Annotated in this window: 23 protein-coding genes; 21 read left to right on the top strand and 2 right to left on the bottom strand. The window is 63.6% G+C overall.

Annotation, left to right across the window (positions count from 1 at the left end):
* Positions 1-78 precede the first annotated feature (78 nt).
* Complete coding sequence (ydcS, locus tag NLX68_RS07875) at positions 79-1230, bottom strand: putative ABC transporter substrate-binding protein YdcS (RefSeq protein WP_254283543.1); 1152 nt, start codon at positions 1228-1230, stop codon at positions 79-81.
* Between the two features lie 187 nt (positions 1231-1417).
* On the opposite strand from ydcS, the gene NLX68_RS07870 reads away from it, so the two are divergent.
* The 15 genes from NLX68_RS07870 to NLX68_RS07800 all read left to right on the top strand — a co-directional run bounded on the left by NLX68_RS07870 (position 1418) and on the right by NLX68_RS07800 (position 17524).
* Complete coding sequence (locus NLX68_RS07870) at positions 1418-2137, top strand: tellurite resistance TerB family protein (protein WP_254283542.1); 720 nt, start codon at positions 1418-1420, stop codon at positions 2135-2137.
* A 130-nt stretch (positions 2138-2267) separates the two neighbouring features.
* Positions 2268-3890: a methyl-accepting chemotaxis protein gene (locus NLX68_RS07865; RefSeq protein ID WP_254283541.1), complete on the top strand. Its 1623-nt coding sequence runs from the start codon at positions 2268-2270 to the stop codon at positions 3888-3890.
* 7 nt (positions 3891-3897) lie between these two features.
* Positions 3898-4428, top strand: coding sequence for a chemotaxis protein CheW (locus tag NLX68_RS07860; protein ID WP_254283540.1), 531 nt, complete (start codon positions 3898-3900; stop codon positions 4426-4428).
* Positions 4425-5693, top strand: coding sequence for a CheR family methyltransferase (locus NLX68_RS07855; protein ID WP_254283539.1), 1269 nt, complete (start codon positions 4425-4427; stop codon positions 5691-5693). Before NLX68_RS07860 ends, NLX68_RS07855 begins: the two co-directional genes overlap by 4 nt.
* Positions 5690-6355 (top strand): chemotaxis protein CheW, encoded by a 666-nt coding sequence (locus tag NLX68_RS07850; protein ID WP_254283538.1) that lies wholly within the window; start codon positions 5690-5692, stop codon positions 6353-6355. The genes NLX68_RS07855 and NLX68_RS07850 overlap by 4 nt, the downstream gene beginning before the upstream one ends.
* The gene (locus NLX68_RS07845) at positions 6352-8631 is read left to right on the top strand and encodes a hybrid sensor histidine kinase/response regulator (protein WP_254283537.1); all 2280 of its coding nucleotides are present in this window, start codon (positions 6352-6354) and stop codon (positions 8629-8631) included. The genes NLX68_RS07850 and NLX68_RS07845 overlap by 4 nt, the downstream gene beginning before the upstream one ends.
* Positions 8628-9641, top strand: a complete 1014-nt coding sequence (locus NLX68_RS07840; RefSeq protein ID WP_010224911.1) for a chemotaxis response regulator protein-glutamate methylesterase — start codon at positions 8628-8630, stop codon at positions 9639-9641. The genes NLX68_RS07845 and NLX68_RS07840 overlap by 4 nt, the downstream gene beginning before the upstream one ends.
* A gap of 51 nt (positions 9642-9692) precedes the next feature.
* Positions 9693-10697 (top strand): PleD family two-component system response regulator, encoded by a 1005-nt coding sequence (locus NLX68_RS07835; protein ID WP_254283536.1) that lies wholly within the window; start codon positions 9693-9695, stop codon positions 10695-10697.
* 231 nt (positions 10698-10928) lie between these two features.
* Positions 10929-12024 (top strand): peptide chain release factor 2 gene (prfB, locus tag NLX68_RS07830; RefSeq protein ID WP_100782011.1). Its coding sequence is split into 2 segments (ribosomal slippage): positions 10929-11000 and positions 11002-12024, totalling 1095 coding nucleotides; the frame shifts between segments, so codons are not numbered across the junction.
* A gap of 98 nt (positions 12025-12122) precedes the next feature.
* On the top strand, positions 12123-13625 hold the full coding sequence (lysS, locus tag NLX68_RS07825; protein WP_010224906.1) for a lysine--tRNA ligase: 1503 nt from the start codon (positions 12123-12125) through the stop codon (positions 13623-13625).
* Between the two features lie 100 nt (positions 13626-13725).
* Complete coding sequence (locus NLX68_RS07820; protein ID WP_100782012.1) at positions 13726-14430, top strand: TetR/AcrR family transcriptional regulator; 705 nt, start codon at positions 13726-13728, stop codon at positions 14428-14430.
* Positions 14431-14458: 28 nt separating this feature from the next.
* Positions 14459-15004 (top strand): hypothetical protein, encoded by a 546-nt coding sequence (locus NLX68_RS07815; RefSeq protein ID WP_254283535.1) that lies wholly within the window; start codon positions 14459-14461, stop codon positions 15002-15004.
* 24 nt (positions 15005-15028) lie between these two features.
* The gene (locus NLX68_RS07810; RefSeq protein WP_254283534.1) at positions 15029-16306 is read left to right on the top strand and encodes a flavohemoglobin expression-modulating QEGLA motif protein; all 1278 of its coding nucleotides are present in this window, start codon (positions 15029-15031) and stop codon (positions 16304-16306) included.
* Positions 16278-17201, top strand: a complete 924-nt coding sequence (locus tag NLX68_RS07805) for an alpha/beta hydrolase (protein WP_254283533.1) — start codon at positions 16278-16280, stop codon at positions 17199-17201. The genes NLX68_RS07810 and NLX68_RS07805 overlap by 29 nt, the downstream gene beginning before the upstream one ends.
* Positions 17198-17524, top strand: a complete 327-nt coding sequence (locus NLX68_RS07800) for a hypothetical protein (protein ID WP_010224896.1) — start codon at positions 17198-17200, stop codon at positions 17522-17524. Before NLX68_RS07805 ends, NLX68_RS07800 begins: the two co-directional genes overlap by 4 nt.
* Positions 17525-17873: 349 nt before the next feature.
* Here NLX68_RS07800 and NLX68_RS07795 read toward each other — a convergent pair whose 3' ends face one another.
* Positions 17874-18218, bottom strand: coding sequence for a pilin assembly protein (locus NLX68_RS07795; RefSeq protein ID WP_254283532.1), 345 nt, complete (start codon positions 18216-18218; stop codon positions 17874-17876).
* 131 nt (positions 18219-18349) lie between these two features.
* Between NLX68_RS07795 and ppc the strand changes: the two genes are divergently transcribed.
* The 6 genes from ppc (at position 18350) to NLX68_RS07765 (ending at position 24806) form a co-directional block, all read left to right on the top strand.
* Complete coding sequence (gene ppc / locus NLX68_RS07790) at positions 18350-20977, top strand: phosphoenolpyruvate carboxylase (RefSeq protein ID WP_254283531.1); 2628 nt, start codon at positions 18350-18352, stop codon at positions 20975-20977.
* Positions 20978-21234: 257 nt separating this feature from the next.
* Positions 21235-21882: an adenylate kinase gene (gene adk / locus NLX68_RS07785; RefSeq protein WP_254283530.1), complete on the top strand. Its 648-nt coding sequence runs from the start codon at positions 21235-21237 to the stop codon at positions 21880-21882.
* 87 nt (positions 21883-21969) lie between these two features.
* Entirely contained in the window at positions 21970-22644 is a 675-nt protein-coding gene (gene tsaB / locus NLX68_RS07780; protein WP_254283529.1) for a tRNA (adenosine(37)-N6)-threonylcarbamoyltransferase complex dimerization subunit type 1 TsaB, read from the top strand.
* A gap of 129 nt (positions 22645-22773) precedes the next feature.
* Entirely contained in the window at positions 22774-23070 is a 297-nt protein-coding gene (locus NLX68_RS07775; RefSeq protein ID WP_254283528.1) for a hypothetical protein, read from the top strand.
* Between the two features lie 3 nt (positions 23071-23073).
* A complete protein-coding gene (locus tag NLX68_RS07770) occupies positions 23074-23943 on the top strand; it encodes a DUF72 domain-containing protein (protein WP_254283527.1) in 870 nt (289 codons plus the stop codon).
* Between the two features lie 32 nt (positions 23944-23975).
* Positions 23976-24806, top strand: coding sequence for an oxaloacetate decarboxylase (locus tag NLX68_RS07765; protein WP_254283526.1), 831 nt, complete (start codon positions 23976-23978; stop codon positions 24804-24806).
* Positions 24807-24819: the final 13 nt, after the last annotated feature.

Raw genomic sequence — 24819 nt, 5'->3', positions numbered from 1 at the left:
CATCGCTGGCAAGGCCGGCTCCCACAGGCTGGTGTACACCGGTCCATGGTGGGAGCCGGCCTTGCCGGCGATAGGGCCTTACCTCCCACCCATGATCGCAATATAGTCCTGGGTCCAGCGGCTATACGGCACGAACTTGCCGCCTTCAGCCTGCGGGGTTTTCCAGAAGGCGATCTTGTCGAACTGGTCAAAGCCATTGGTCTTGCAGCCTTCGGCGCCCAGCAGTTCGCTGCCGGTACAGGCCGCCGGCACCGCTGGCAACGAGCCGAACCAGGCCGCTACGTCACCCTGGACCTTGGGTTGCAGCGACCAGTCCATCCACTTGTAGGCGCAGTTGGGGTGTTTGGCCTCGCTATGCAGCATGGTGGTGTCGGCCCAGCCAGTGGCGCCTTCTTTGGGAATGGTCGAGGCCACCGGCTGCTTGTCGGCCTGCAGGCCATTGACCATGTAGCCCCAGGAGCTGGAGGCGACTACGCCTTCGTTCTTGACGTCGCTCATCTGCACCGTGGCGTCATGCCAGTAGCGGTGGATCAGCGGCTGTTGCTGGCGCAGCAGATCGAGCACCGCCTTGTACTGGGTTTCGTTCAGTTCATAGGGATTCTGGATGCCGAGCTCGGGCTTGGTCGATTTGAGGTACAGCGCCGCATCGGCGATGTAGATCGGCCCGTCGTAGGCCTGGACCCGGCCCTTGTTCGGCTTGCCGTCCGGCAGGTTCTGCGGCTCGAACACCACGCCCCAACTGGAGGGCGCCTGTTTGAACACGTTGGTGTTGTACAGCAGCACGTTCGGGCCCCACTGGTAGGGCGTACCGTAGACCTTTTTATCGACCACGTACCAGGCGCCATCCTTGAGCCGTGGATCGAGGTTTTTCCAGTTGGGGATCAGCGCGGTGTTGATCGGCTGTACGCGCTTGCCGGCGATCAGCCGCAGCGAGGCGTCGCCGGAGGCGGTGACCAGGTCATAGCCGCCCTTGGTCATCAGGCTGACCATTTCGTCGGAGGTGGCGGCGGTCTTGACGCTGACCTTGCACCCGGTGTCCTTCTCGAAGCCGGTCACCCAGTCGTAGGCCTTGTCGCTTTCGCCGCGCTCGATGTAACCCGGCCAGGCGACGATATCCAGCTGGCCTTCGCCGGCGCCCACGGCTTTCAAGGGATCGGCGGCCTGCAGGCCGGCGCTGGCCAGCAGGGCGGTGCTCAGGGCGCAGAGCGTGGCGGTCTTGTGCACGAACATGGTGTTCCCTCTTGTTGAAATTATCTCGGGGCAGTGAAAGTGCAGGTATAGCTGCTTTAAGCGTAGTTGCTGTTGCCTGGGTCCAGCGTAGCCCGGTCTTGGGCAACATCTGGAAGCAAATGCATTCAGCTTCGCTTCAGCCAGCGGCAGTACTCTTGGGGTTTCTTTCCTCCCTTGGAGATGCCCGATGAACACCCGAGGCTTGCTCGATCAACTGCTCAAATCCGGCCAGGACCTGCTGCAGAACCAGGCCGGCAAAGGTTCCGCCGGCAAAACCGGCGGTATTGGCGACCTGCTCGGCGGCAAGGGCGGCGGTGGCCTGGGCAGCCTGCTTTCCGGTGCCGGTGGTGGTGCCCTGGCAGCCGGGGCGATGGGTTTGCTGCTGGGCAGCAAAAAAGCTCGCAAATACGGCGGCAAGGCCCTGACCTATGGTGGCCTGGCGGCCCTTGGGGTGATCGCCTACAAGGCCTACGGCAACTGGCAGGCCAAGCAGGGGGCCGCCGTGCAGGGCGAGCCGCAGACCCTCGACCGCCTGCCGCCGGCCCAGGTCGAGCAGCACAGCCAGGCGATCCTCAAGGCACTGGTGGCCGCGGCCAAGTCCGACGGCCACGTCGATGAGCGCGAACGGGCGCTGATCGAGGGCGAGTTCGTCAAGCTGTCCAGCGACCAGGCGCTGCAGCACTGGCTGCACGCCGAGCTGAACAAACCCCTGGACCCGGCTGACGTTGCCCGCGCTGCCAGCACCCCGGAAATGGCCGCCGAGATGTACATCGCCAGCGTCATGCTGGTGGACGAGGAGCATTTCATGGAGCGCGCCTACCTGGACGAACTGGCGCGCCAGCTCAAGCTTGATCCGGCGCTCAAGAGCGAGCTGGAAAACCAGGTAAAACTTGCCGCCAGCCAATGAAATCGGGCTAGTGGCCAGTATCTAGCCCGTTTGGCCTGGTCCAGTTGTTAAGTCAGCCGCAAATGCGCGCAGCCGCTGGGCTATACTCTGCCCATTTTTCCTGCTCGCGTAGAACATTTGAGGGCTGACTGTGAAAAACTGGACCTTGCGCCAACGGATCCTGGCGAGTTTCGCCGTGATTATCGCCATCATGTCGCTGATGGTGGTCGCCGCCTATTCGCGACTGGTGGCAATTGAGGCCGGCGAGGAAGCGGTGCGAACCGACAGCATTCCCGGGGTCTACTACAGCTCCATGGTCCGCAGCGCCTGGGTCGACAGCTACGTGTTGACCCAGCAATTGGTCGGCTTGAGCGATCATCGCGAGATCAGCTCGGCCGACATGGAGCTGTACAAGGGGTTTGAAGAGCGCCTCAAGCAGCACATGGCCAGCTACCGGTCGACCATCCGCGACAAGGATGATCTGGCCACCCTCGACCAATTCACCCAGCTTGAGACGGATTACCTCAAAGCGGTGGACATCGTGCTGGATGCCTACCGCAAGAAGGATTACCCCGAAGCCCAGCGCCTGCTCGCCGAGGTCCTCACGCCTGCCTGGATCAACGGACGCAAGCACCTGAACGGGGTGATCGAACGCAATCGTCATGCCGCCGAAAATGCGACCGAATCGATCGTCAGCGCCGTGGCGACGGCCAAGTTCAGCATGGTCGTCTCGTTGCTGTTGGCCATTTTTGCCGCGACCACCTGCGGCCTGGTGCTGATGCGCGCCATCACCGCGCCAATGCAGCGGATTGTCCATGCCCTGGACAAGCTCAGCGGCGGCGACCTCAGCGTGCGCCTGAACCTGGACCGCAAGGACGAGTACGGCGCCGTGGAAACCGGCTTCAACGAGATGATGGGCGAGCTGACCAACCTGGTGTCCCAGGCTCAGCGCTCGTCGGTGCAGGTCACCACCTCGGTGACCGAAATCGCCGCCACCTCCAAGCAGCAGCAGGCGACCGCCACCGAGACCGCTGCCACCACCACTGAAATTGGCGCAACTTCCCGGGAAATCGCGGCGACTTCCCGCGACCTGGTGCGGACCATGACCGAAGTTACCTCGGCTGCCGACCAGGCTTCGATCCTCGCCGGTTCCGGCCAGCAGGGCCTGGCGCGCATGGAAGAGACCATGCACCAGGTGATGGGCGCGGCGGACCTGGTCAACAACAAGCTGGCGATCCTCAACGAGAAGGCCGGCAACATCAACCAGGTGGTGGTAACCATCGTCAAGGTCGCCGACCAGACCAACCTGCTGTCGCTCAATGCCGCCATCGAGGCGGAAAAAGCCGGTGAGTATGGGCGCGGCTTTGCCGTGGTCGCCACCGAGGTGCGGCGCCTGGCTGACCAGACTGCCGTGGCCACCTATGACATCGAGCAGATGGTTCGCGAGATCCAGTCGGCGGTATCGGCCGGGGTCATGGGCATGGACAAGTTCTCCGAAGAAGTGCGCCGTGGCATGTTCGAAGTGCAGCAGGTCGGCGAGCAGCTGACCCAGATCATTCATCAGGTCCAGGCCCTGGCGCCGCGGGTGCTGATGGTCAACGAAGGCATGCAGGCCCAGGCCACTGGCGCCGAGCAGATCAACCACGCCCTGGCGCAGTTGGGCGATGCCAGCAGCCAGACCGTCGAGTCGCTGCGCCAGGCCAGCTTTGCTATCGACGAACTGAGCCAGGTGGCCACCGGCCTGCGTGGCGGCGTGTCGCGGTTCAAAGTCTGACCTGCCGATGAACGACCTTCAGCCCCGCCGCAACCAGGACGCGGCCTCCCACGGCACCCTGTACCTGGTATTCCGTATCGGCGAGCAGCGCTTTGCCCTGGACGCCCATGAAGTTGCCGAGGTACTGCCGCGCCTGCCGCTCAAGCCCATCGCGCAAACCCCGTCATGGGTTGTCGGGGTGCTGGCCCATCGCGGCGCGCTGGTGCCGGTGATCGATGTCGGCGCCTTGAGTTTTGGCTTGCCGGCGCCGGTGCGCACCAGCACACGCCTGGTGCTGGTGCACTACCGCGTCGATCCGTTGCGCCCGGCGTTGTTACTGGGGCTGATCCTTGAACAGGCCACCGATACCCTGCGCTGCGACCCTGCCGAGTTCCAGCCTTATGGCCTGGACAATCGGCAGGCACCGTACCTGGGCCCGGTGCGCGAGGATGCCCATGGTTTGCTGCAGCGTATCAGTGTGCAGGACCTGCTCGGCATCGAAGTGCGCGAGCTGCTGTTCCCGCCCGACGTTGCAGCAGGTGGCGAGGGGCAAGCATGAGTGGCGAGCAGCGTTTTTTTCGCTTTTTGCAGGATCGCATCGGCCTGGACGTTGCCTCGGTCGGCGCACCGATGGTCGAGCGCGCCTTGCGTCAGCGTTGTGCGATCCTGGAGGCCCGGGACCTGGATGACTACTGGTTGCGCCTGCAGCAGTCGGGTCAGGAGCAGCAGGCACTGATCGAGGCGGTGATCGTCCCGGAAACCTGGTTCTTCCGCTACCCGGAGTCCTTCAATGCTCTGGTAACCCTGGCGCGCAAGCGTCTGGCCGAGCTTGGTGGCCTGCGCCCGCTGCGCATCCTCAGCCTGCCGTGCTCCACCGGAGAAGAGCCGTATTCGATTGCCATGGCCTTGCTCGACGGCGGCTTTGCCGCCCACAGCTTTCGCGTCGATGCGATGGACATCAGCCCCAACTCCATTGGCCGGGCCGAACAGGCGCTTTATGGGCGCAACTCGTTTCGCGGTGCGTACCTGGACTTTCGTGAGCGGCATTTCAGCGAGTGCGCCGAAGGCCACAGCCTCGATGATCGGGTTCGCCAGCAGGTCAGGCTGCAGGTAGGTAACGTGCTCGATCCGGCATTGAGTTCCCGCGAAGGCAGCTACGATTTCGTCTTCTGCCGCAACTTGTTGATCTACTTCGACGTACCCACCCAGCAACGGGTGTTCGAGGTACTCAAAAACCTGATTCATGAACAGGGCGTGCTGTTTATCGGCCCGGCCGAGGGCAGCCTGCTGGCGCGCATGGGCATGCGCCCGGTGGGTATCGCCCAGTCCTTCGCCTATGTGCGCCAAACCGAGATGGAGCCTGCGCCGCCGAGCAAACCGTTGGCCATTCCAGTGCCATTGACGGTGCCGCTGACGGTGGCCAGCGTGCCGCGCCCGGCGCCTGCCCTGATGCGCAGGATCAAGCCTTTTGCCCCACCGCCTGCCAAGCCCGCCGCACAGGAGCCGGCGAGCGAATTGCTGGCGCAGATTGCGCAACTGGCCAATGCCGGTAGCAGCGCCCAGGCCCAGGCCGCCTGTGCACGTTATTTGCAGCAGTACCCGCCCAATGCCCAGGTGTTCTACTGGCTGGGCTTGCTCAGCGACACCGCCGGCGACAGCAGCGATGCGTTGAGCCATTACCGCAAGGCGTTGTACCTCGACCCCCAGCATCCGGAGGCACTGGTGCACCTGGCCGCGTTGCTGGCTTCTCAAGGTGATGTCGCAGGCGCCCGGCGCCTGCAGGAACGGGCCGCACGGCGCGCCGACCGGGAGTCTGAACAATGATGGGTGACAACGACGTGCAACTGGTCGCCAGTGACGCCGCCAGCATCGACGACTGCTGGAACCGTATCGGGGTCCATGGCGACAAGCGCTGCCCGCTACTCGAGGCGCATATCCATTGCCGAAACTGCGAGGTGTATGCGGCCGCAGCCACGCGCCTGCTGGACCGTTACTCGCTGTCCCAGCAAGCCTACGAGCAAAGCGTAGCCCTCGAGCAAGCCAGCAGTGGCCGCTCGTTGTTGCTGTTTCGCCTGGGCGAGGAGTGGCTGGCGTTGGCCACCCGTTGCCTGGTCGAGGTCGCACCGTTGCAGCAGGTGCATTCCCTGCCGCACCAGCGCTCGCGGGTGCTGCATGGGGTGGCCAATGTACGTGGTGCGCTGGTGCCGTGCCTGTCGCTGAGCGATCTGCTCGGCCTTGAACCCCAGGCCGCGGCGGCGACCTCGGCGCGGGTCATGCCGCGCATGCTGATCATTGCCGCTGCGGGCGGTTCGGTGGTGGTCCAGGTCGATGAAGTGGATGGTATCCATGGCCTGGACCCCGGCCGCCTGGCTGTGGAGCAGGGTGAAACACGTTTTACCGCAGCGGTGCTGCAATGGCGCGGGCGCAGTGTCCGCGTGCTGGATGAAGAACAAGTGCTGTCTGCCGTGAACCGGAGCCTGTCATGACCCCAGAGCAAATGCGCGACGCCTCGTTGCTCGAGCTGTTCAGCCTGGAGGCCGAAGCCCAGACCCAGGTGCTCAGCGCCGGGTTGCTGGCGCTGGAGCGCAACCCGACCCAGGCCGATCAGCTTGAAGCCTGCATGCGCGCGGCCCACTCGCTCAAGGGCGCGGCGCGGATTGTTGGCGTCGACGCCGGGGTGAGCGTCGCCCATGTGATGGAAGACTGCCTGGTCGGCGCGCAGGAAGGCCGCGTGCTGCTGCGCCCGGAACATATCGATACCTTGCTGCAAGGCACAGACCTGTTGATGCGTATCGCCACCCCCGGTGACGTCAGCATCGATGCGGCGGTGCAAGCCTTTCTGGTGCAGATGGCCGCTTTGCTCGACCCGGGCGCGGCACCGCCGCCCGCTATGGCGCCGCCAGCCGTTGCCTTGCCGGAACCCGAACCCCTGCTGGTCGAGCCGGTCATGCTGGAACCCGAGCCGGAAGTCGAAGCGGCGCCTGTGCGCAGCGGCAAGCGCACGAGTGAGGGCGGCGAGCGGGTCTTGCGTGTCACTGCCGAGCGCCTGAACAGTCTGCTCGACCTGTCGAGCAAATCGCTGGTTGAAACCCAGCGCTTGAAACCCTATCTGGCCACTCTGCAGCGCCTCAAGCGCATGCACGGGCAGAGCATCCGTGCCCTGGACGGCCTCAAGCAGCAACTGGAAAGCAGCGGCCAGAGCCCGGAAGTCCAGGATGCCCTGGCCCAGGCTCAACGTTTGCTTGGGGAAACCCAGCAGATTCTGTTGCAGCAGGCATCGGACCTCGACGAGTTCGGTTGGCAAGCCAGCCAACGCGCGCAACTGCTGTATGACACCGCGCTGGCCTGTCGCATGCGCCCGTTTGCCGATGTGCTGACCGGGCAAAGCCGCATGGTCCGTGACCTTGGCCGCTCGCTGGGCAAGCAGGTGCGCCTGGAAATCGAAGGCGAGAAGACCCAGGTCGACCGCGACGTACTGGAAAAACTCGAAGCGCCCTTGACCCATCTGCTGCGCAATGCCGTCGATCACGGCATCGAGTCGCCCGAACGGCGCCTGGTGGCCGGCAAGCCGCTGGAAGGGCAGATCCGCCTGCGCGCTTCGCACCAGGCCGGGCTGCTGGTGCTGGAGATCAGCGACGATGGTGGCGGCGTCGATCTGGCGCATTTGCGCCAGAGCATCGTTGAACGCCAGTTGTCGCCTGCCGAGACCGTGGCGCAGATGAGCGAGGCCGAGCTGCTGACCTTCCTGTTCCTGCCCGGTTTCAGCCTGCGTGACCGGGTGACTGAAGTCTCCGGGCGCGGTGTCGGCCTGGATGCCGTGCAGCACATGGTTCGCCAGCTGCGCGGCTCGATCGAGCTGACCCAGGCCAGCGGCCAGGGCAGTTGCTTTCACCTTGAAGTACCGCTGACCCTGTCGGTGGTGCGCAGCCTGGTGGTGGAGGTCGGCGCCGAGGCCTATGCCTTCCCGCTGGCGCACATCGAACGCACGCTGGAACTACCGGCCGAGGCCATCGTGCAGATCGAAGGCCGTCAGCATTTCTGGCATGAGGGCCGGCATATCGGCCTGGTTTCGGCCAGCCAGCTGCTCAATCGCCCGCCGAGCCAGGGCGAAGGGCAGAGCATCAAAGTGGTGGTGATTCGCGAGCGCGAGATGCTCTATGGCGTGGCGGTCGAACGCCTGATCGGCGAGCGGGTGCTGGTGGTGATGCCGCTGGATGCGCGCCTGGGCAAGGTCCAGGACATTTCCGCCGGGGCCTTGCTCGACGATGGCGCGGTGGTACTGATCATCGACGTCGAAGACCTGCTGCGCTCGGTGGAAAAGCTCCTCAGCACCGGTCGCCTGGAACGTATCGAACGCGGCCAGCGCAGCGTGCGCGAGGCGGCGCGCAAGCGCGTGCTGGTGGTCGACGATTCGCTGACCGTGCGCGAATTGCAGCGCAAGTTGCTCAGCAACAAAGGCTATGAAGTGGCCGTTGCGGTAGACGGCATGGACGGTTGGAACGCCTTGCGCAGCGAGGACTTCGACCTGCTGATCACCGACATCGACATGCCGCGCATGGACGGTATCGAACTGGTCACCCTGCTGCGCCGTGACAGCCGCCTGCAATCACTGCCGGTGATGGTGGTTTCGTACAAAGACCGCGAAGAAGATCGTCGCCGTGGACTGGACGCCGGGGCCGACTACTATTTGGCAAAGGCCAGTTTTCACGATGATGCCTTGCTCGACGCCGTCGTCGAGTTGATCGGGGGAGCGCAGGGATGAAAATCGCCATCGTCAACGACATGCCCATGGCCGTGGAGGCCTTGCGCCGGGCGTTGGCCTTCGAACCGGCCCATGAGGTGATCTGGGTCGCCAGCAATGGCGCCGAGGCGGTCAAACTGTGTGCCGAGCAACTGCCGGACCTGATCCTCATGGACCTGATCATGCCGGTCATGGACGGTGTCGAGGCAACCCGGCGGATCATGGCTGAAACCCCTTGCGCCATCGTTATCGTTACCGTCGACCGCCAGCAGAATGTCCACCGGGTGTTCGAGGCCATGGGCCATGGCGCTCTCGACGTGGTCGACACCCCGGCCCTGGGGGCTGGCGACCCGCGCGAGGCCGCCGCGCCGCTGCTGCGCAAGATCCTCAACATCGGCTGGCTGATCGGCCAGCAGCGCAGCAGCCCGACCCGGGCCATGGCCGCGCCGGTCCGTGAGGCTGCCCAGCGCCAGGGCCTGGTTGCCATCGGCTCCTCGGCCGGTGGCCCGGCCGCCCTGGAAGTGCTGCTCAAAGCCTTGCCCAAGAGCTTTCCCGCAGCGATCGTGCTGGTTCAGCACGTTGATCAGGTGTTCGCCGCCGGCATGGCCGAGTGGCTCAGCAGTGCGTCGGGCCTGGCGGTGCGCCTGGCCAGCGAAGGCGAGCCGCCACAACCGGGGCAGGTGTTGCTGGCCGGGACCAACCACCACATCCGCCTGCTCAAGAACGGCAACCTGGCCTATACCGCGGAGCCGGTGAACGAGATCTACCGGCCCTCCATCGATGTATTTTTCGAAAGCGTGGCCCGCTACTGGCGCGGCGACGCGGTCGGCGTATTGCTCACCGGCATGGGGCGCGATGGCGCCCAGGGCTTGAAGCTGATGCGCCAACAGGGCTTTTTGACCATTGCCCAGGATCAGCACAGCAGCGCGGTGTACGGCATGCCCAAGGCAGCCGCCGCGATAGACGCCGCCGTGGAGATTCGCCCGCTGGAGCGAATCGCCTCGCGATTGATGGAAGTTTTTCCAAAATGACGATATGTATTGAGCCATGCCGGCTGGCCGGCAGTGACCAGGTGACAGCGCATGAATGATTTACCGCTCGACGGTTTTCCGACCATGAATGAAAATTCGGCGATGGTCCTCTTGGTCGACGATCAGGCAATGATCGGCGAAGCGGTGCGGCGTGGCCTGGCTCACGAAGAGAACATCGACTTCCACTTCTGCGCCGACCCGCACCAAGCGGTGGCCCAGGCGGTGCGGATCAAACCCACGGTGATCCTCCAGGACCTGATCATGCCCGGCCTGGACGGCCTGACCCTGGTGCGCGAATACCGCAACAACCCGGCCACCCAGGACATCCCGATCATCGTCCTGTCGACCAAGGAAGACCCGCTGGTCAAGAGCGCGGCCTTTGCCGCCGGGGCCAATGACTACCTGGTGAAGCTGCCGGACAACATCGAACTGGTGGCGCGCATCCGTTATCACTCGCGCTCCTACCTGACCCTGCTGCAACGCGACGAGGCCTACCGGGCCCTGCGCGTCAGCCAGCAGCAGTTGCTCGACACCAACCTGGTGCTGCAACGGCTGATGAACTCCGATGGCCTCACGGGCCTTTCCAACCGCCGCCATTTCGACGAGTACCTGGAGCTGGAGTGGCGCCGGGCCATGCGTGAACAGGCGCAGTTGTCGTTGTTGATGGTCGATGTCGATTACTTCAAGTCGTTCAACGACACCTTCGGCCACCTGGCCGGGGATGAAGCACTGCGCAAGGTGGCTGAAGCCATTCGTGCCTCCTGCGCCCGCCCCAGCGACCTGCCGGCCCGTTACGGCGGCGAGGAGTTCGCCCTGGTGCTGCCCAACACCTCGCCGGGCGGGGCGCGCCTGGTCGCGGAGAAACTGCGCCAGACCGTAGAGGCCATGAACATCGCCCATACCATGCCCAACCCCGACTCGGTCCTGACCGTGAGCATCGGCCTGGCGACCCTGACCCCGGGCATCGGCAGCCATTGCCGGCAGTTGATCTCGGCGGCGGACAAGGGCCTGTACCTGGCCAAGAACAATGGGCGCAATCAGGTTGGGGTGGATTGACCACGGACGTGCGCTGCCCCTTGTGGGAGCTGGCTTGCCAGCGATAGGGCCAGTGCAGCCTGCACCCCTTGTGCGGTATGGCTTGCGAGCGCTTCGCACTCGATCGCTGGCAAGCCAGCTCCCACAGGTTGTGCATCCATCAGCACACCCGCTAGACGGGCTGCCGTCGGCTTTCAGACTCGGTTATACTCTCCGGCTTTTCTACAGAATACGCACGAGAGCTGCCCGCCCATGGAAATCCAACCGATCCTGAACACCATCAAGGACCTGACCGAGCGCTCCGAGTCCATTCGGGGGTATCTTTGACTACGATCACAAGCATGACCGCCTGATCGAAGTCAACCGCGAGCTCGAAGACCCGAACGTCTGGAACAAGCCCGAGTACGCCCAGGAACTGGGTCGCGAACGCGCCATGCTGGCGCAGATCGTCGAGACCCTGGATGAACTGTCCGGTGGCCTGGTCGACTCCCGCGAGCTGCTCGACATGGCCGTCGAAGAGAACGACGAAGCCGCCGTCAACGACGTCGTCGAAGTGCTCCAGGGCCTGGAAGAATCCCTGGCCAAGCTCGAATTCCGGCGCATGTTCAGCGGCGAGATGGACATGAACAACGCCTACCTGGACATCCAGGCCGGTTCCGGCGGCACCGAAGCCCAGGACTGGGCCAACATCCTGCTGCGCATGTACCTGCGCTGGGCGGCCAAGCGTGGCTTCGACGCCACCATCATGGAGCTGTCCGAGGGTGAAGTCGCCGGCATCAAGGGCGCCACCGTGCACATCAAGGGCGAGTACGCCTTTGGCTGGCTGCGTACCGAGATCGGTGTGCACCGCCTGGTGCGCAAGAGCCCGTTCGACTCCGGCGCCCGTCGCCACACTTCGTTCTCGGCGGTGTTCGTGTCGCCAGAGATCGACGACAAGGTCGAGATCGAGATCAACCCGGCAGACCTGCGCATCGACACCTACCGCTCCTCGGGCGCTGGTGGTCAGCACGTAAACACCACCGACTCGGCTGTACGTATCACCCACGTACCGACCAACACCGTGGTCAGCTGCCAGAACGAACGTTCCCAGCACGCCAACAAGGACACCGCCATGAAAATGCTGCGGGCCAAGTTGTACGAGCAGGAGATGCAGAAGCGCAACGCCGCTTCCCAGGCCCTGGAAGACAGCAAGTCGGACATCGGCTGGGGTCACCAGATCCGCTCGTACGTGCTCGACGCCTCGCGGATCAAGGACCTGCGCACCAACATCGAGCGCAGCGACTGCGACAAGGTGCTCGATGGCGATATCGACGAATACCTGGAAGCCAGCCTCAAGCAAGGGCTGTAACCGCGCGGCCCCGGCCCGCCCCCTGTCGGGGCGGGCTTGCCCCGCGATCCCTTGCCCAAGGCGAGGGACAATGAACCCGTGATGGAAAATGTGACGACATGAGCGACTTACAACTCGACCCGCAAGACCTGCAACAGGAAGAAAACAACCTGATCGCGCTGCGCAAGGAAAAACTTGCTGCCGAGCGCGCCAAGGGTAATGCCTTCCCCAACGACTTCCGCCGTGACAGCTACTGCAACGACCTGCAGAAACAGTATGTCGACAAGACCAAGGAAGAGCTGGAAGCTGCAGCGATTCCGGTCAAGGTTGCCGGGCGCATCATGCTCAACCGTGGCTCGTTCATGGTGATCCAGGACATGACCGGTCGCATCCAGGTCTATGTCAACCGCAAGACCCTGTCGGAAGAAACCCTGGCCGCAGTCAAGACCTGGGACCTGGGCGACATCATTGCCGCCGAAGGCACCCTGGCGCGTTCCGGCAAGGGCGACCTGTACGTCGAAATGACCAGCGTGCGCCTGCTGACCAAGTCGCTGCGCCCGCTGCCGGACAAGCACCACGGCCTGACCGACACCGAACAGCGCTACCGCCAGCGCTACGTCGACCTGATGGTCAACGAAGAGACCCGTCACACCTTCCGCGTCCGCTCGCAGGTCATTGCGCACATCCGCAATTTCCTGATGGCCCGCGACTTCCTCGAAGTCGAGACGCCGATGCTGCAAACCATCCCCGGTGGTGCCGCCGCCAAGCCGTTCGAAACCCACCACAATGCGCTGGACATGCAGATGTTCCTGCGTATCGCTCCGGAGCTGTACCTCAAGCGTCTGGTGGTGGGCGGTTTCGAGAAAGTCTTCGAAATCAACCGCAACTTCCGTAACGAAGGCGTATCGACCCGGCACAACCCCGAGTTCACCATGCTCGAGTTCTACCAGGCCCACGCCGACTACGAAGACAACATGGACCTGACCGAGGAGCTGTTCCGCGAGCTGGCCCAGCTTGTCCTGGGGACTACCGACGTGCCGTACGGCGACAAGGTGTTCCACTTCGGCGAGCCGTTCGTGCGCCTGTCGGTGTTCGATTCGATCCTCAAGTACAACCCTGAGATCAGCGCGGCCGACCTGCAGGACATCGACAAGGCCCGCGCAATCGCCAAGAACGCCGGTGCCAAGGTCCTCGGCTTCGAAGGCCTGGGCAAGCTGCAGGTGATGATTTTCGAAGAGCTGGTCGAGCACAAGCTGGAGCAGCCGCACTTCATTACCCAGTACCCGTTCGAAGTCTCGCCGCTGGCCCGCCGCAACGACGAGAACCCGAACGTCACCGACCGCTTCGAGCTGTTCATCGGTGGCCGCGAAATCGCCAACGCCTACTCCGAGCTCAACGATGCCGAAGACCAGGCCGAGCGCTTCATGGCCCAGGTGGCCGAGAAGGACGCCGGTGACGACGAAGCCATGCACTACGATGCCGACTTCGTCCGTGCCCTGGAATACGGCATGCCGCCAACCGCCGGTGAAGGCATCGGCATCGACCGTCTGGTGATGCTGCTGACCAACTCGCCATCGATTCGCGACGTCATCCTGTTCCCGCACATGCGCCCACAGGCCTGAGCGAACTGAACAAGCCGCCTTCCGGGGCGGCTTTTTCATGCCTGCAATAAATTCTTTGATCGGATCCAACGTTTGGGGTAGACCAGCAGTGACTCCCGCAATGATTCAACAAGGCGCCGCCGGCGTGGCTACAGCGGTGGCCGAAAGCGTGCAGTACCAGGGCCGCAAGGCCAGCCGCGAAGGTAGCGAGCTTCGCCGCCAGCAAATCCTTGATGCGGCCATGCGCATCGTCGTGCGTGATGGCGTGCGTGGCGTACGTCACCGCGCGGTGGCCGCCGAGGCCGGGGTGCCGCTGTCGGCGACCACCTATTACTTCAAGGACATCGAAGACCTACTCACCGACACCTTCGCCCAGTATGTCGAACGCAGCGCCGCCTACCTGGCCAAACTCTGGGAAAACACCGAGGTGGTGCTGCGCCAGTTGTTGTCCCAGGGCGATGGCAGCCCGCAGTCGCGGGCGCGCCTGGCCGACGAAGTGGCGAAGATGACCACCGACTACGTGCAGCGCCAGTTGCACAACCGCCGTGACTTTCTCATGGCCGAGCAGGCTTTCCGCCAGGAGGCGCTGTTGTGCCCGCGGCTGGCCGAACTGGTCAAGTCGCACGAGCAGATCCTCCTGCGCGGCGCCGTGCAGATGCTGCAAGTGGTAGGCTCGCATCAGCCGCAACAGGATGCCCTGGTGTTGACGGCGATTATCGAGCAGATGGAATATCAGGGCCTGCTCGACGGCGAACACGCCCAGGCTGAAGCGCCGATGCTCGCTATTCTTACCCGGTACCTGCATCTGGTATTGGCGTCGGTGTAAGGCGCGAACCTATTTCAAGGAGAGGTTGATGAAAGCCAGAACCCTGCTGTTGGCATTGTCGTTCTTGCTGCTTGGCGGTTGTCTGGTCACCTTCAACGAGCCGATCCCGGCCAATAAGCCCGCGCCCAAGGCCCTGTTGGGCACATGGACGAGCAAGGATGCCTGGGGTGAACCGTTGACCCTGCAGATCAGCCGCAGCGGTGGCAACGCCTACAAGGCGGTGGCCATTGGCAAGGACAAGAAGCGCGACGAGTACGCCTTCACCGTGTCCCAGCACGGCAATCGTTGGTACCTCTCGGCCGGCGTGCCCAAACGCCTGGGCGGTAATTTCCTGATCGGCGGCTTCGAAGTGCTCGATAACAAGGTGCTGGTGGTCTACAACCTCGATGTCGAGCAGGTCAACCAGGCCGTACGCAAGAAAGAACTCAGTGGCCGCACCATCGAGGTGCCGGAAGACAACGGCGAAGGCATCCTGATCGACAGCCCGGCCGAGCGTGTCCTGGCCTATCTGGACGACCCGGCCAACTCCGACCTGTTCATCGAAGTGGCGCGCTTCACGCGGGCCGGCAAGTGATAGTTGCAACTCAAGGAGTGTAGGGTGGACGAGTACCAGCAGACGATACGCGCCCTGTCTGATCGCATTGTCCTGGCGCAAACGCCCATTCGCGTGCTCGATGCGGTGAAGTGGGACGACAGCATTCGCCAGGGTTTCCTCAAGTCCAAAGGCAAGGAGCCGCCAGCGGTAGACCGCGCCTATTACCAGGGCCGGCCCTTGTCGTTCGATTCGGCGGCGGTCAAGCTCGAGTTCCAGAACATCGAGCGCGACATCACTCGCCAGCTCGGCCAGTTCAACCCGGTCGGGCAGATCATGCGGCGCATGTGCAAGGAATACCGCATGGTGGTGCGCATGCTCGAAGCGCGTGGCACCGAGGATTTCGGCCTGATCTCCCAAGAGCTGTATGGCGCCGCCTCCGACGCCTTCCATGCCGGTGACCCGACCCTGGCCGACCTGGGCCTGATGCTCTCGGATTACCTGAACAACATCGACGGCCGCGGCGACCTCAAGGACGAGCCGAAGAACCTCACCGCCAAGCAGGCCGTGGAGATGCTCCAGGGCCGCCTGAACAAAGTGTTCAATGAGGCTGAAGACACCATCCGCGTGTTCGAGTCCGACGGTATCGTCGCCGACGCCGCCGCCGGTGCCGACTACATCAAGATCCGCGCCGACGCCATGTTCAACAGCCGCGACGTACGGGCGCTGGAGGTGCATGAAGGCCTGGTGCACGTCGGCACTACCCTGAACGGCCTCAACCAGCCGATCTGCACCTTCCTGGCCAAGGGTCCGCCCTCATCGACCGTGACCCAGGAAGGCCTGGCGATCCTCATGGAGGTGATCGCCTTTGCCTCCTACCCCAGCCGCCTGCGCAAGCTGACCAACCGTACCCGGGCCATCCATATGGTCGAGGAGGGCGCGGATTTCATGCAGATCTATGAGTTTTTCCGCGCCCAGGGCTTCGAGATGGCCGAAAGCTACGGTAACGCCAGCCGGGTATTCCGCGGGTCGGTGCCCAACGGCCTGCCGTTTACCAAGGACTTGTCCTACCTCAAGGGCTTTATCATGGTTTACAACTATATTCAGTTGGCCGTGCGCAAGGGCAAGCTCGAACAGATCCCCTTGTTGTTCTGCGGCAAGACCACCCTTGAAGACATGCGCACGTTGCGCCAACTGGTCGATGAAGGCCTGGTGGAACCGCCCAAGTACCTGCCGGAGCAGTTTCGCGACCTCAACGCGCTGTCGGCCTGGATGTGTTTCTCCAACTTCCTCAACCACCTGAGCCTGGACCGGATTGAAGCCGATTATTCGAACATTCTCTGATGCATGGCGCAGGCCCCTGGGCCTGCTGCTGGTGCTGCTGAGTCTGGGCGGCTGCAGTTCGCTGTTGTTCTTTCCCGAGCCTGGCCAGCCGTTCACCCCGGAAAAAGCCAGGCTCGAGTACCGCGACGTCACCCTGACCGCGGCCGACGGCACCCGCCTGCACGGCTGGTGGCTGCCGGCCAAGGCTGGTGTCGAGGTCAAGGGCACGGTGCTGCACCTGCATGGCAATGGCGGCAACCTGGCCTGGCACCTGGGTGGCAGCTGGTGGTTGCCGGAGCAGGGCTATCAGGTGCTGTTGCTCGACTACCGCGGTTACGGCCTGTCCGAGGGCAAACCGGAGTTGCCCGAGGTCTACCAGGACATCGCCGCAGCGCTGGACTGGCTGGACCAGGCGCCCGAGGTGCAGGGCAAGCCACAGGTCCTGCTCGGCCAGAGCCTGGGCGGTTCAATGGCCATTCACTACCTGGCCGAGCATCCCCGGCAGGCCGAACGCTTCAAGGCGATGGTCTTCGATGGCGTGCCGGCCAGCTATCGCCAGGTCGGGCGGTTTGCCCTGAGCAACTCCTGGATGACCTGGCCGCTACAGGTGCCGTTGTCGTGGCTGGTGCCCGATGGCGACAGTGCGATCCATTCGATTGCTCGGATCAAGGCGCCGCCCAAGTTGTTTTTCCACAGTATCGACGACCCCATCGTGCCGCTGGCCAACGGCATCCAGTTGTACCAGGCTGCGCCACCTCCGAGGGTGTTGCAGCTGACCCGTGGCGGGCATGTGCAGACCTTTGCCGACAAGACCTGGCGCCAGGTCATGTTGCGCTTTCTGGACGACCCGAGCCATTTCAACGGGCTGCGGCGCCTGGCCGAAGTCCCCAATTACCCTGACGAGAAGTCGCAATGAGTGAAGAACGCAACGCCATCCCGCTGATCATTACCGGTGTCTGCAGCATCATCGGTACCGTCGCGGCCCTGTGGTATTACGGTTACCTGCATTTCGCCAAGCCTGAGGATGCCTTGCTGTTGTCCGATTTCACCATGCTCAAGACCATTCCGGGCGAGGACTACAAGATATCCCTGCAGCCGGCCAACCAGGTGGCGCAATGCGTTGATGGTGTGCTGGTGTTGTTCGACACCGCGCAGAAGGGCCTGACCGGCGTCCTGGTGAACAACAAGAAGCAGGCCGTGCGCTGCCTGGGGCAGGAGACCCCGCAAGAAGTCCAGTAAGCCCCGGGGCTGCTTTGCAGCCCAATCGCCGGCGAGGCCGGCTCCCACAGGAAGGGTAAATGCAGGCCCATCGTGGGAGCGGGCTTGACCCGCGATGAGGCCAGGACAGCCAGCCCATCGGCGTGCGCCATCAGCTTCGGGACTGCTTTCACCCGGTTCTGAGAGGGGTTTGCCGTGATGGCTATTGGCTGTGACCGAAGCGTTTTTTCAATAGTTCAGAAAAAATTGCCGTGTGGTTACGGTTTTTTCTGACTGATCGGTCAGTGGTTTTTTCGTTGAACTTTCAGCTGTGTCCGCAGTACGCGAGCGCCTGCGCAGGCGCTCTGAACGCAGCTACAGACGGGATGAATCAAGCGCTGATGTCGCCTTTGGTGCAGCTCATTTCCTGCAGGTAACGGCGAGACAGCGCAAGAAAACGCGGGGTCGGACCGATGTCTTCGTAGAGCGGATCGCCTTCTTCATCGGTGGCAATCACCTGCGAGCCCTGGACATAGGGGAAGCTCGCTTCCAGCTCCTCAAGCGCTGCCCCCAGCAGTTCGCCGAGCAGCTCTTCGGGCTGGCGCTTGGGGTACATTTCGGCCAGGGCCGCCAGGCGCGCCGCTGCTTCCATGTCCAGGTGCAGGACATGGCCAGTGGGGCTCAACGGGCCTTTGGCGTTCTGTTCCCAATGCTGGGCAAGATCACGGATTTTCATGATGTTCTCCTGTGGGCCTGAGTTGAGACCTAGGTTGAGCGTAGTTCAGCCGCGGCTCTGCCTTGAAGCTCGACCACTACTGGGGCACTCTGGGCCCAGAGCGGTTTTCCCGAATGCCGGAGACAGGGCTGATGACTGATATCGATGTGCGCTTGCGTGAAGATGTTCATTTGTTGGGCGAGTTGTTGGGCGACACCGTGCGCGAGCAGCACGGCGAAGCGTTTTTGCAGACCATCGAGGACATTCGCCGCAGTGCCAAGGCCGACCGCAGCGGCAGTGCCGAGCAGCTGAGCTCGACCCTCAACGACCTGGCCGAAGACGAACTGCTGCCGGTGGCCCGGGCCTTCAACCAGTTTCTCAACCTGGCCAACATCGCCGAGCAGTATCAGCTGATCCGCCGCCGCGACGCCGGCCAGCCCGAACCTTTCGAAGCCCGTGTGCTGCCCGAGTTGCTGGCACGGCTCAAGGCCGCCGGCCACAGCGACGATGCCCTGGCCCGGCAACTGGGCAAACTGAGCATTGAACTGGTGCTGACCGCTCACCCGACTGAAGTGGCCCGGCGCACCCTGATCCAGAAGTACGACGCGATTGCCGCGCAGCTGGCCGCCCAGGATCACCGCGACCTGATCCCCGCCGAGCGCGAACAGATCCGCGAACGCCTGCAACGCCTGATCGCCGAAGCCTGGCACACCGAAGAAATCCGCCGCACCCGGCCAACCCCGGTGGACGAAGCCAAATGGGGCTTTGCGGTGATCGAGCATTCGCTGTGGCAGGCGATCCCGCATCATTTGCGCAAGGTCGACACGGCCCTGCACCAGGCCACCGGCCTGCGCCTGCCACTGGAGGCGGCGCCGATTCGCTTTGCTTCGTGGATGGGCGGCGACCGCGATGGCAACCCCAATGTCACCGCGCCGGTTACCCGCGAAGTGTTGTTGCTGGCGCGCTGGATGGCCGCTGACCTGTTCTTGCGTGATATCGATGCCCTGGCTGCCGAGCTGTCGATGCAGCAGGCCAGCGAGGCGCTCAGGGCCACAGTGGGTGACTCCGCCGAGCCCTATCGGGCCGTGCTCAAGCAGTTGCGTGAGCGCTTGCGGATCACCCGTGCCTGGGCCCACGCCTCGTTGACCGCCGCGCAGGCTCCTGCCCCCGAAGTGCTGCAGGACAACCGCGAACTGTTCGAGCCCTTGCAGTTGTGCTTCGAGTCGCTGCACGCCTGTGGCATGGGCGTGATTGCCGATGGCCCGCTGCTTGACTGCCTGCGCCGGGCGGTGACCTTCGGTCTGTTCCTGGTACGCCTGGATGTGCGCCAGGACGCCGCCCGGCACACCTCGGCGTTGAGCGAAATCACCGAATACCTGGGCCTTGGCCGCTATGCCGAGTGGGATGAAGACGCACGCGTCGCCTTCCTGCAGCAGGAACTCAACAGCCGTCGGCCACTGTTGCCAAGCTACTTCAAGCCCCAGGCCGACACCGCCGAAGTGCTTGCCACCTGCCGCGAGATTGCCGCAGCGCCAGCGGCCTCGCTGGGCTCCTATGTCATCTCCATGGCCGGTGCCGCCTCTGACGTGCTGGCGGTGCAACTGCTGCTCAAGGAAGCCGGCGTACTGCGGCCTATGCGCGTGGTGCCGCTGTTCGAAACCCTCGCCGACCTGGACAACGCCGGGCCGGTGATGGAGCGCCTGCTCGGCCTGCCGGGCTACCGCGCCGGCTTGCATGGCCCGCAGGAAGTGATGATCGGCTATTCCGACTCGGCCAAGGATGCCGGTACCACGGCGGCGGCCTGGGCCCAGTACCGCGCCCAGGAAAGCCTGGTGCGCATCTGCCGTGAGCAACAGGTCGAATTGCTGTTGTTCCACGGTCGCGGCGGTACCGTCGGGCGTGGCGGCGGCCCGGCCCACGCGGCGATCCTGTCGCAGCCGCCGGGGTCGGTGGCGGGGCGTTTTCGTACCACCGAGCAGGGCGAGATGATCCGCTTCAAATTCGGCCTGCCGGACATCGCCGAGCAGAACCTCAACCTCTACCTGGCCGCGGTGCTGGAGGCGACCTTGCTGCCACCGCCGCCGCCACAACCGGCCTGGCGCGCGCTGATGGACCAGTTGGCCGCCGACGGCGTCAAGGCTTACCGTGGCGTGGTGCGTGACAACCCCGAATTCGTCGAGTACTTCCGTCAATCCACCCCGGAGCAGGAGTTGGGCCGCCTGCCGCTGGGCAGCCGCCCGGCCAAACGTCGCGCCGGCGGTATTGAAAGCCTGCGGGCGATCCCGTGGATTTTCGGCTGGACCCAAACGCGCCTGATGCTGCCGGCCTGGCTTGGCTGGGAAGCGGCACTGAACAATGCCCTGGCCCGTGGCCAGGGGCCGTTGCTGGCCGAGATGCGCGAGCAGTGGCCGTTTTTCCGCACACGCATCGACATGCTGGAAATGGTCCTGGCCAAGGCCGATGCCGATATCGCCCGCTCCTATGACGAACGTCTAGTGCAACCAGAACTGCGACCTTTGGGTGCACATTTGCGCGACCTATTGTCGCAGGCGTGCCAGGTGGTACTGGGGCTGACCGGGCAGCCGGTGCTACTGGCACACAGCCCCGAGACCCTGGAATTCATCCGCTTGCGCAACACCTATCTGGACCCGCTGCATCTATTGCAAGCCGAACTGCTGGCGCGCTCGCGCGGGCGCGAAGCCGCTCTGGATAGCCCGTTGGAACAGGCCTTGCTGGTTACCGTGGCCGGTATCGCGGCGGGTTTGCGCAATACCGGCTGAGTGCAAACCCCGGCCCGCCGATCCGTTGCACAGGGCGGGCAGAATGCTTGTAAAGCAACAGGTTGCGCCCGGCGCAACCTGTGCTCAAGACGGCCACTGTGCACGGGTTTTTCCGACTTTCGACCGCTTGTGTGGCTTGCGGGCGCTGTGTATCTTGAGCAGCCTTTTGATCGAAATTACGATCATCACCCAAATTCCGGGATTGGCCCTGCGTGGCAAACCCACTGATTTGCTTACAAAAAAATGAGGAGCACGAGATGCGCGTAATTCTGCTGGGAGCTCCCGGGGCCGGTAAAGGTACTCAGGCAAAGTTCATCACCGAGAAGTTCGGTATTCCACAGATTTCCACTGGCGACATGCTGCGCGCCGCAGTCAAGGCCGGCACTGCGCTGGGCCTGGAGCTGAAGAAGGTTATGGACGCCGGTCAGCTGGTCTCCGACGAACTGATCATCAACCTGGTCAAAGAGCGCATTGCCCAGGCTGACTGCGCGAACGGCTTCCTGTTCGACGGCTTCCCGCGCACCATTCCTCAGGCTGAAGCCATGAAGGAAGCGGGCGTGACCATCGACAATGTTGTGGAAATCGCCGTAGACGACGAAGAGATCGTTGGTCGTATGGCCGGTCGCCGCGTGCACCTGGCTTCGGGTCGTACCTACCACATCCAGTACAACCCACCGAAGGTGGAAGGCAAGGATGACGCCACTGGCGAAGACCTGATCCAGCGTGATGACGACAAGGAAGAAACCGTACGTCATCGCCTGTCGGTCTACCACACCCAGACCAAGCCTCTGGTTGACTTCTACCAGAAACTGGCGGCCGCAGAAGGCAAGCCGAAGTACAGCCATATCGAAGGCGTGGGCTCGGTTGATGCCATCACCGCCAAGGTCCTGGCCGCACTGAGCTGATCGACGCTCGGTAGTGCAGACAACGGCCCGCTTGCGGGCCGTTGTTGTTTATAATGCCGCTCTTTTTTCTTGCCCCTGGAACCCCCGATGACCACCTTGCTGGCCCTCGATACCGCCACTGAAGCCTGCTCCGTTGCCTTGCTGCATGACGGCAAGGTTTCCAGCCACTATGAGGTGATCCCGCGCCTGCACGCGCAGAAGCTGCTGCCGATGATCCAGCAACTGCTGGCCGATGCCGGCGTCACCCTGCAACAGCTCGATGCCATCGCCTTCGGCCGTGGCCCGGGTGCCTTCACCGGCGTGCGCATTGCCATTGGCGTGGTCCAGGGCCTGGCCTTTGCCCTGCAACGGCCGGTATTGCCGGTGTCCAACCTGGCCGTGCTGGCCCAGCGCGCCCTGCGCGAGCAGGGCGTACAGCAAGTGGCGGCGGCAATCGATGCGCGCATGGACGAGGTCTACTGGGGCTGCTATCAGAATGTCGACGGCGAAATGCGCCTGCAGGGCACCGAGGCAGTGCTGCCACCGGAGCAGGTCGCGCTGCCGCTTGGCGCCAGCGGCGACTGGTTCGGTGCCGGCACCGGCTGGGGCTATGCCGAGCGCCTGGCGGTCAAGGTCAACGCTCAGGATGCCAGCCTGCTGCCCCATGCCCAGGACCTGCTGAGCCTGGCGATGTTCGCCTGGCAGCGTGGCGAGGCCATTGCCGCGGACCTTGCGCAGCCTGTGTACCTGCGCGACAAAGTGGCCACGCCGAAAGCGCGCTGAGTGCAACTCGTCGACTATTCTCAGGCCAAGTAAAACCTTTTGCCCGAACTGTGGTCCAGTTATCAATCGGGCATTAGCGAAGGATCAACGATGCTGCTAAATTGCCATCATTGCTCTTGAGTAATCGCCATGCGTATCGACGGTTTTTCCTCGCAGTCCTACCCCATCAAGCGTGCCCCGCGCAAAGCGCCGGTGCGCACCGATGACGTGGAAGACGAGGATCTGCCGGGCGAGTTCGAAGTGCAGCCGCAAGCCAGCGCAAGCCAAGGCCAGGCGCGCCCTGGCGGCCTGCCGGCACGGCCCCAGGACATGATCTTCCCGCGGGCGCGCAACAAGCGCACCGCCCATGCTCTGGCCAGCTACCTGACCACAGCCGGTTTCGTTGACTGGGAGATGGAAGTACTGGGGCTGGACCTGTACATTTGATGGATGAGTCTGTCCACGCTTCCCTATTTTGTCGGTTGTCCGTCCTGGAGTGAAAACGCCTGGCGCGAGTACCTGTACCCGGCTGACGCCAAAAGCGGCGAGTTTCTCGGCCTCTACAGCCAGGTCTTCAATGCCGTAGAAGGCAACACCACCTTTTATGCCCGCCCGGCACCGGCGACGATCGAGCGTTGGGCGCAGGTGATGCCCGCGCATTTTCGTTTTACCGCCAAGTTCCCCGGCGATATCAGTCATAGTGGTGATCTGCACAGTCAATTGGCGGCCGCGCAATCCTTCATCGACTTGCTCAAGCCCTTGGGCGCACGCGTAGCCCCCTACTGGCTGCAGTTGCCGGCAACCTTCGGCCCGGCGCGCCTTGGTGAGCTGGTGACTTTCCTCGACGAGGCCGGTGTGGCCATCGCCGTGGAGGTACGCAATGCAGCGTTCTTCAGCAAGGGCGATGAAGAGCGTAGGCTCAACCGCTTGCTGCTCGATCGCGGCGTGGAGCGCATCTGTCTTGATCCCCGGGCGCTGTTCAGCTGCACGTCGCGCAGCCCTGAGGTGCTTCACGCCCAGTCGAAAAAGCCTCGCGTGCCGCCACGCCCGACCGCCTTCACCCAGCACCCGCAGATACGTTTCATCGGCCACCCCGAGCTTGCCGCCAACGAGCCGTTCCTGCAGCCGTGGCTGGACAAAGTCGCGGCCTGGATCGAGGAGGGGCGCAGCCCCTACGTTTTCTTGCATACTGCCGACAACCGCCTGGCCGCCGCCCTGGCCCGGCGTTTCCATCAGGGCCTGATGGAACGTCTGCCGGGGCTTGCAGCCTTGCCTGAACTGGACAGGACACCAGAAGCCGAACAACTCGGCTTGCTCTAACCTGCCCTGCCGCCTGCCCGGGAGTCATGATCATGGATGTGCAAACCCTGCGTGCCGAAGCCTTCAAAGCCCTGCATGAACGCGATGGCGCCTTCGTCATTCCCAACCCCTGGGATGCCGGTTCCGCCAAGCTGCTGGCCAGCCTCGGCTTCGAGGCGCTGGCCACCACCAGTGCCGGGCTGGCGTTCTCCCTGGGGCGTCCGGATGCCGAAGGGGCCATGAGCCTGGATGAAACCCTGGATAACGCCCGTGCCATTGTCGACGCCACGGCGTTGCCGGTGGCCGCAGACCTGGAGAACGGCTTCAGCGACGATCCCAAGGGGTGCGCCGAGGCGATCCTGCAGGGCGCCGCCGTCGGTCTGGTCGGTGGTTCCATCGAAGATGCCAGCGGCAACGCCGAAGACCCGATCTACAGCTTTCATCACGCCGTGGAGCGGGTCGAAGCGGCGGTGGCCGCCGCCCGTAGCCTGGACTTCCCGTTCATGCTCTGTGCCCGCGCGGAAAACCTGCTGCACGGGCGCATGGACCTGGATGACACCATTGCCCGCCTGCAGGCCTTCGCCGAAGCCGGCGCCGATGTGCTCTATGCACCGGGCCTGCGTACCGCGCAAGAGATCCGCCGTGTGGTCCAGGCGGTAGCGCCCAAGCCGGTCAACGTGCTGATGGGCCTGAGCGGTGTGCAGCTGAGTTTTGCCGATGTCCAGGCCCTTGGTGTCAAGCGCATCAGTGTTGGCTCGTCGCTGGCGCGGGCGGCCTATGGGGCGTTTTTCAACGCCGCGCAACGGATTCATGATCAAGGCCGTTTCGACTACGCCGACCAGGCGTTGTCGTTCGACCAGCTCAACCAGTTATTCAGGCGTTGATCGACCATGCGCA

The sequence above is a fragment of the Pseudomonas sp. SBB6 genome (assembly GCF_024213215.1).
Classification (GTDB): domain Bacteria; phylum Pseudomonadota; class Gammaproteobacteria; order Pseudomonadales; family Pseudomonadaceae; genus Aquipseudomonas; species Aquipseudomonas donghuensis.
Note: the sequence above shows the minus strand (reverse complement) of the source record. Positions and strands in the feature narration are given on the sequence as shown.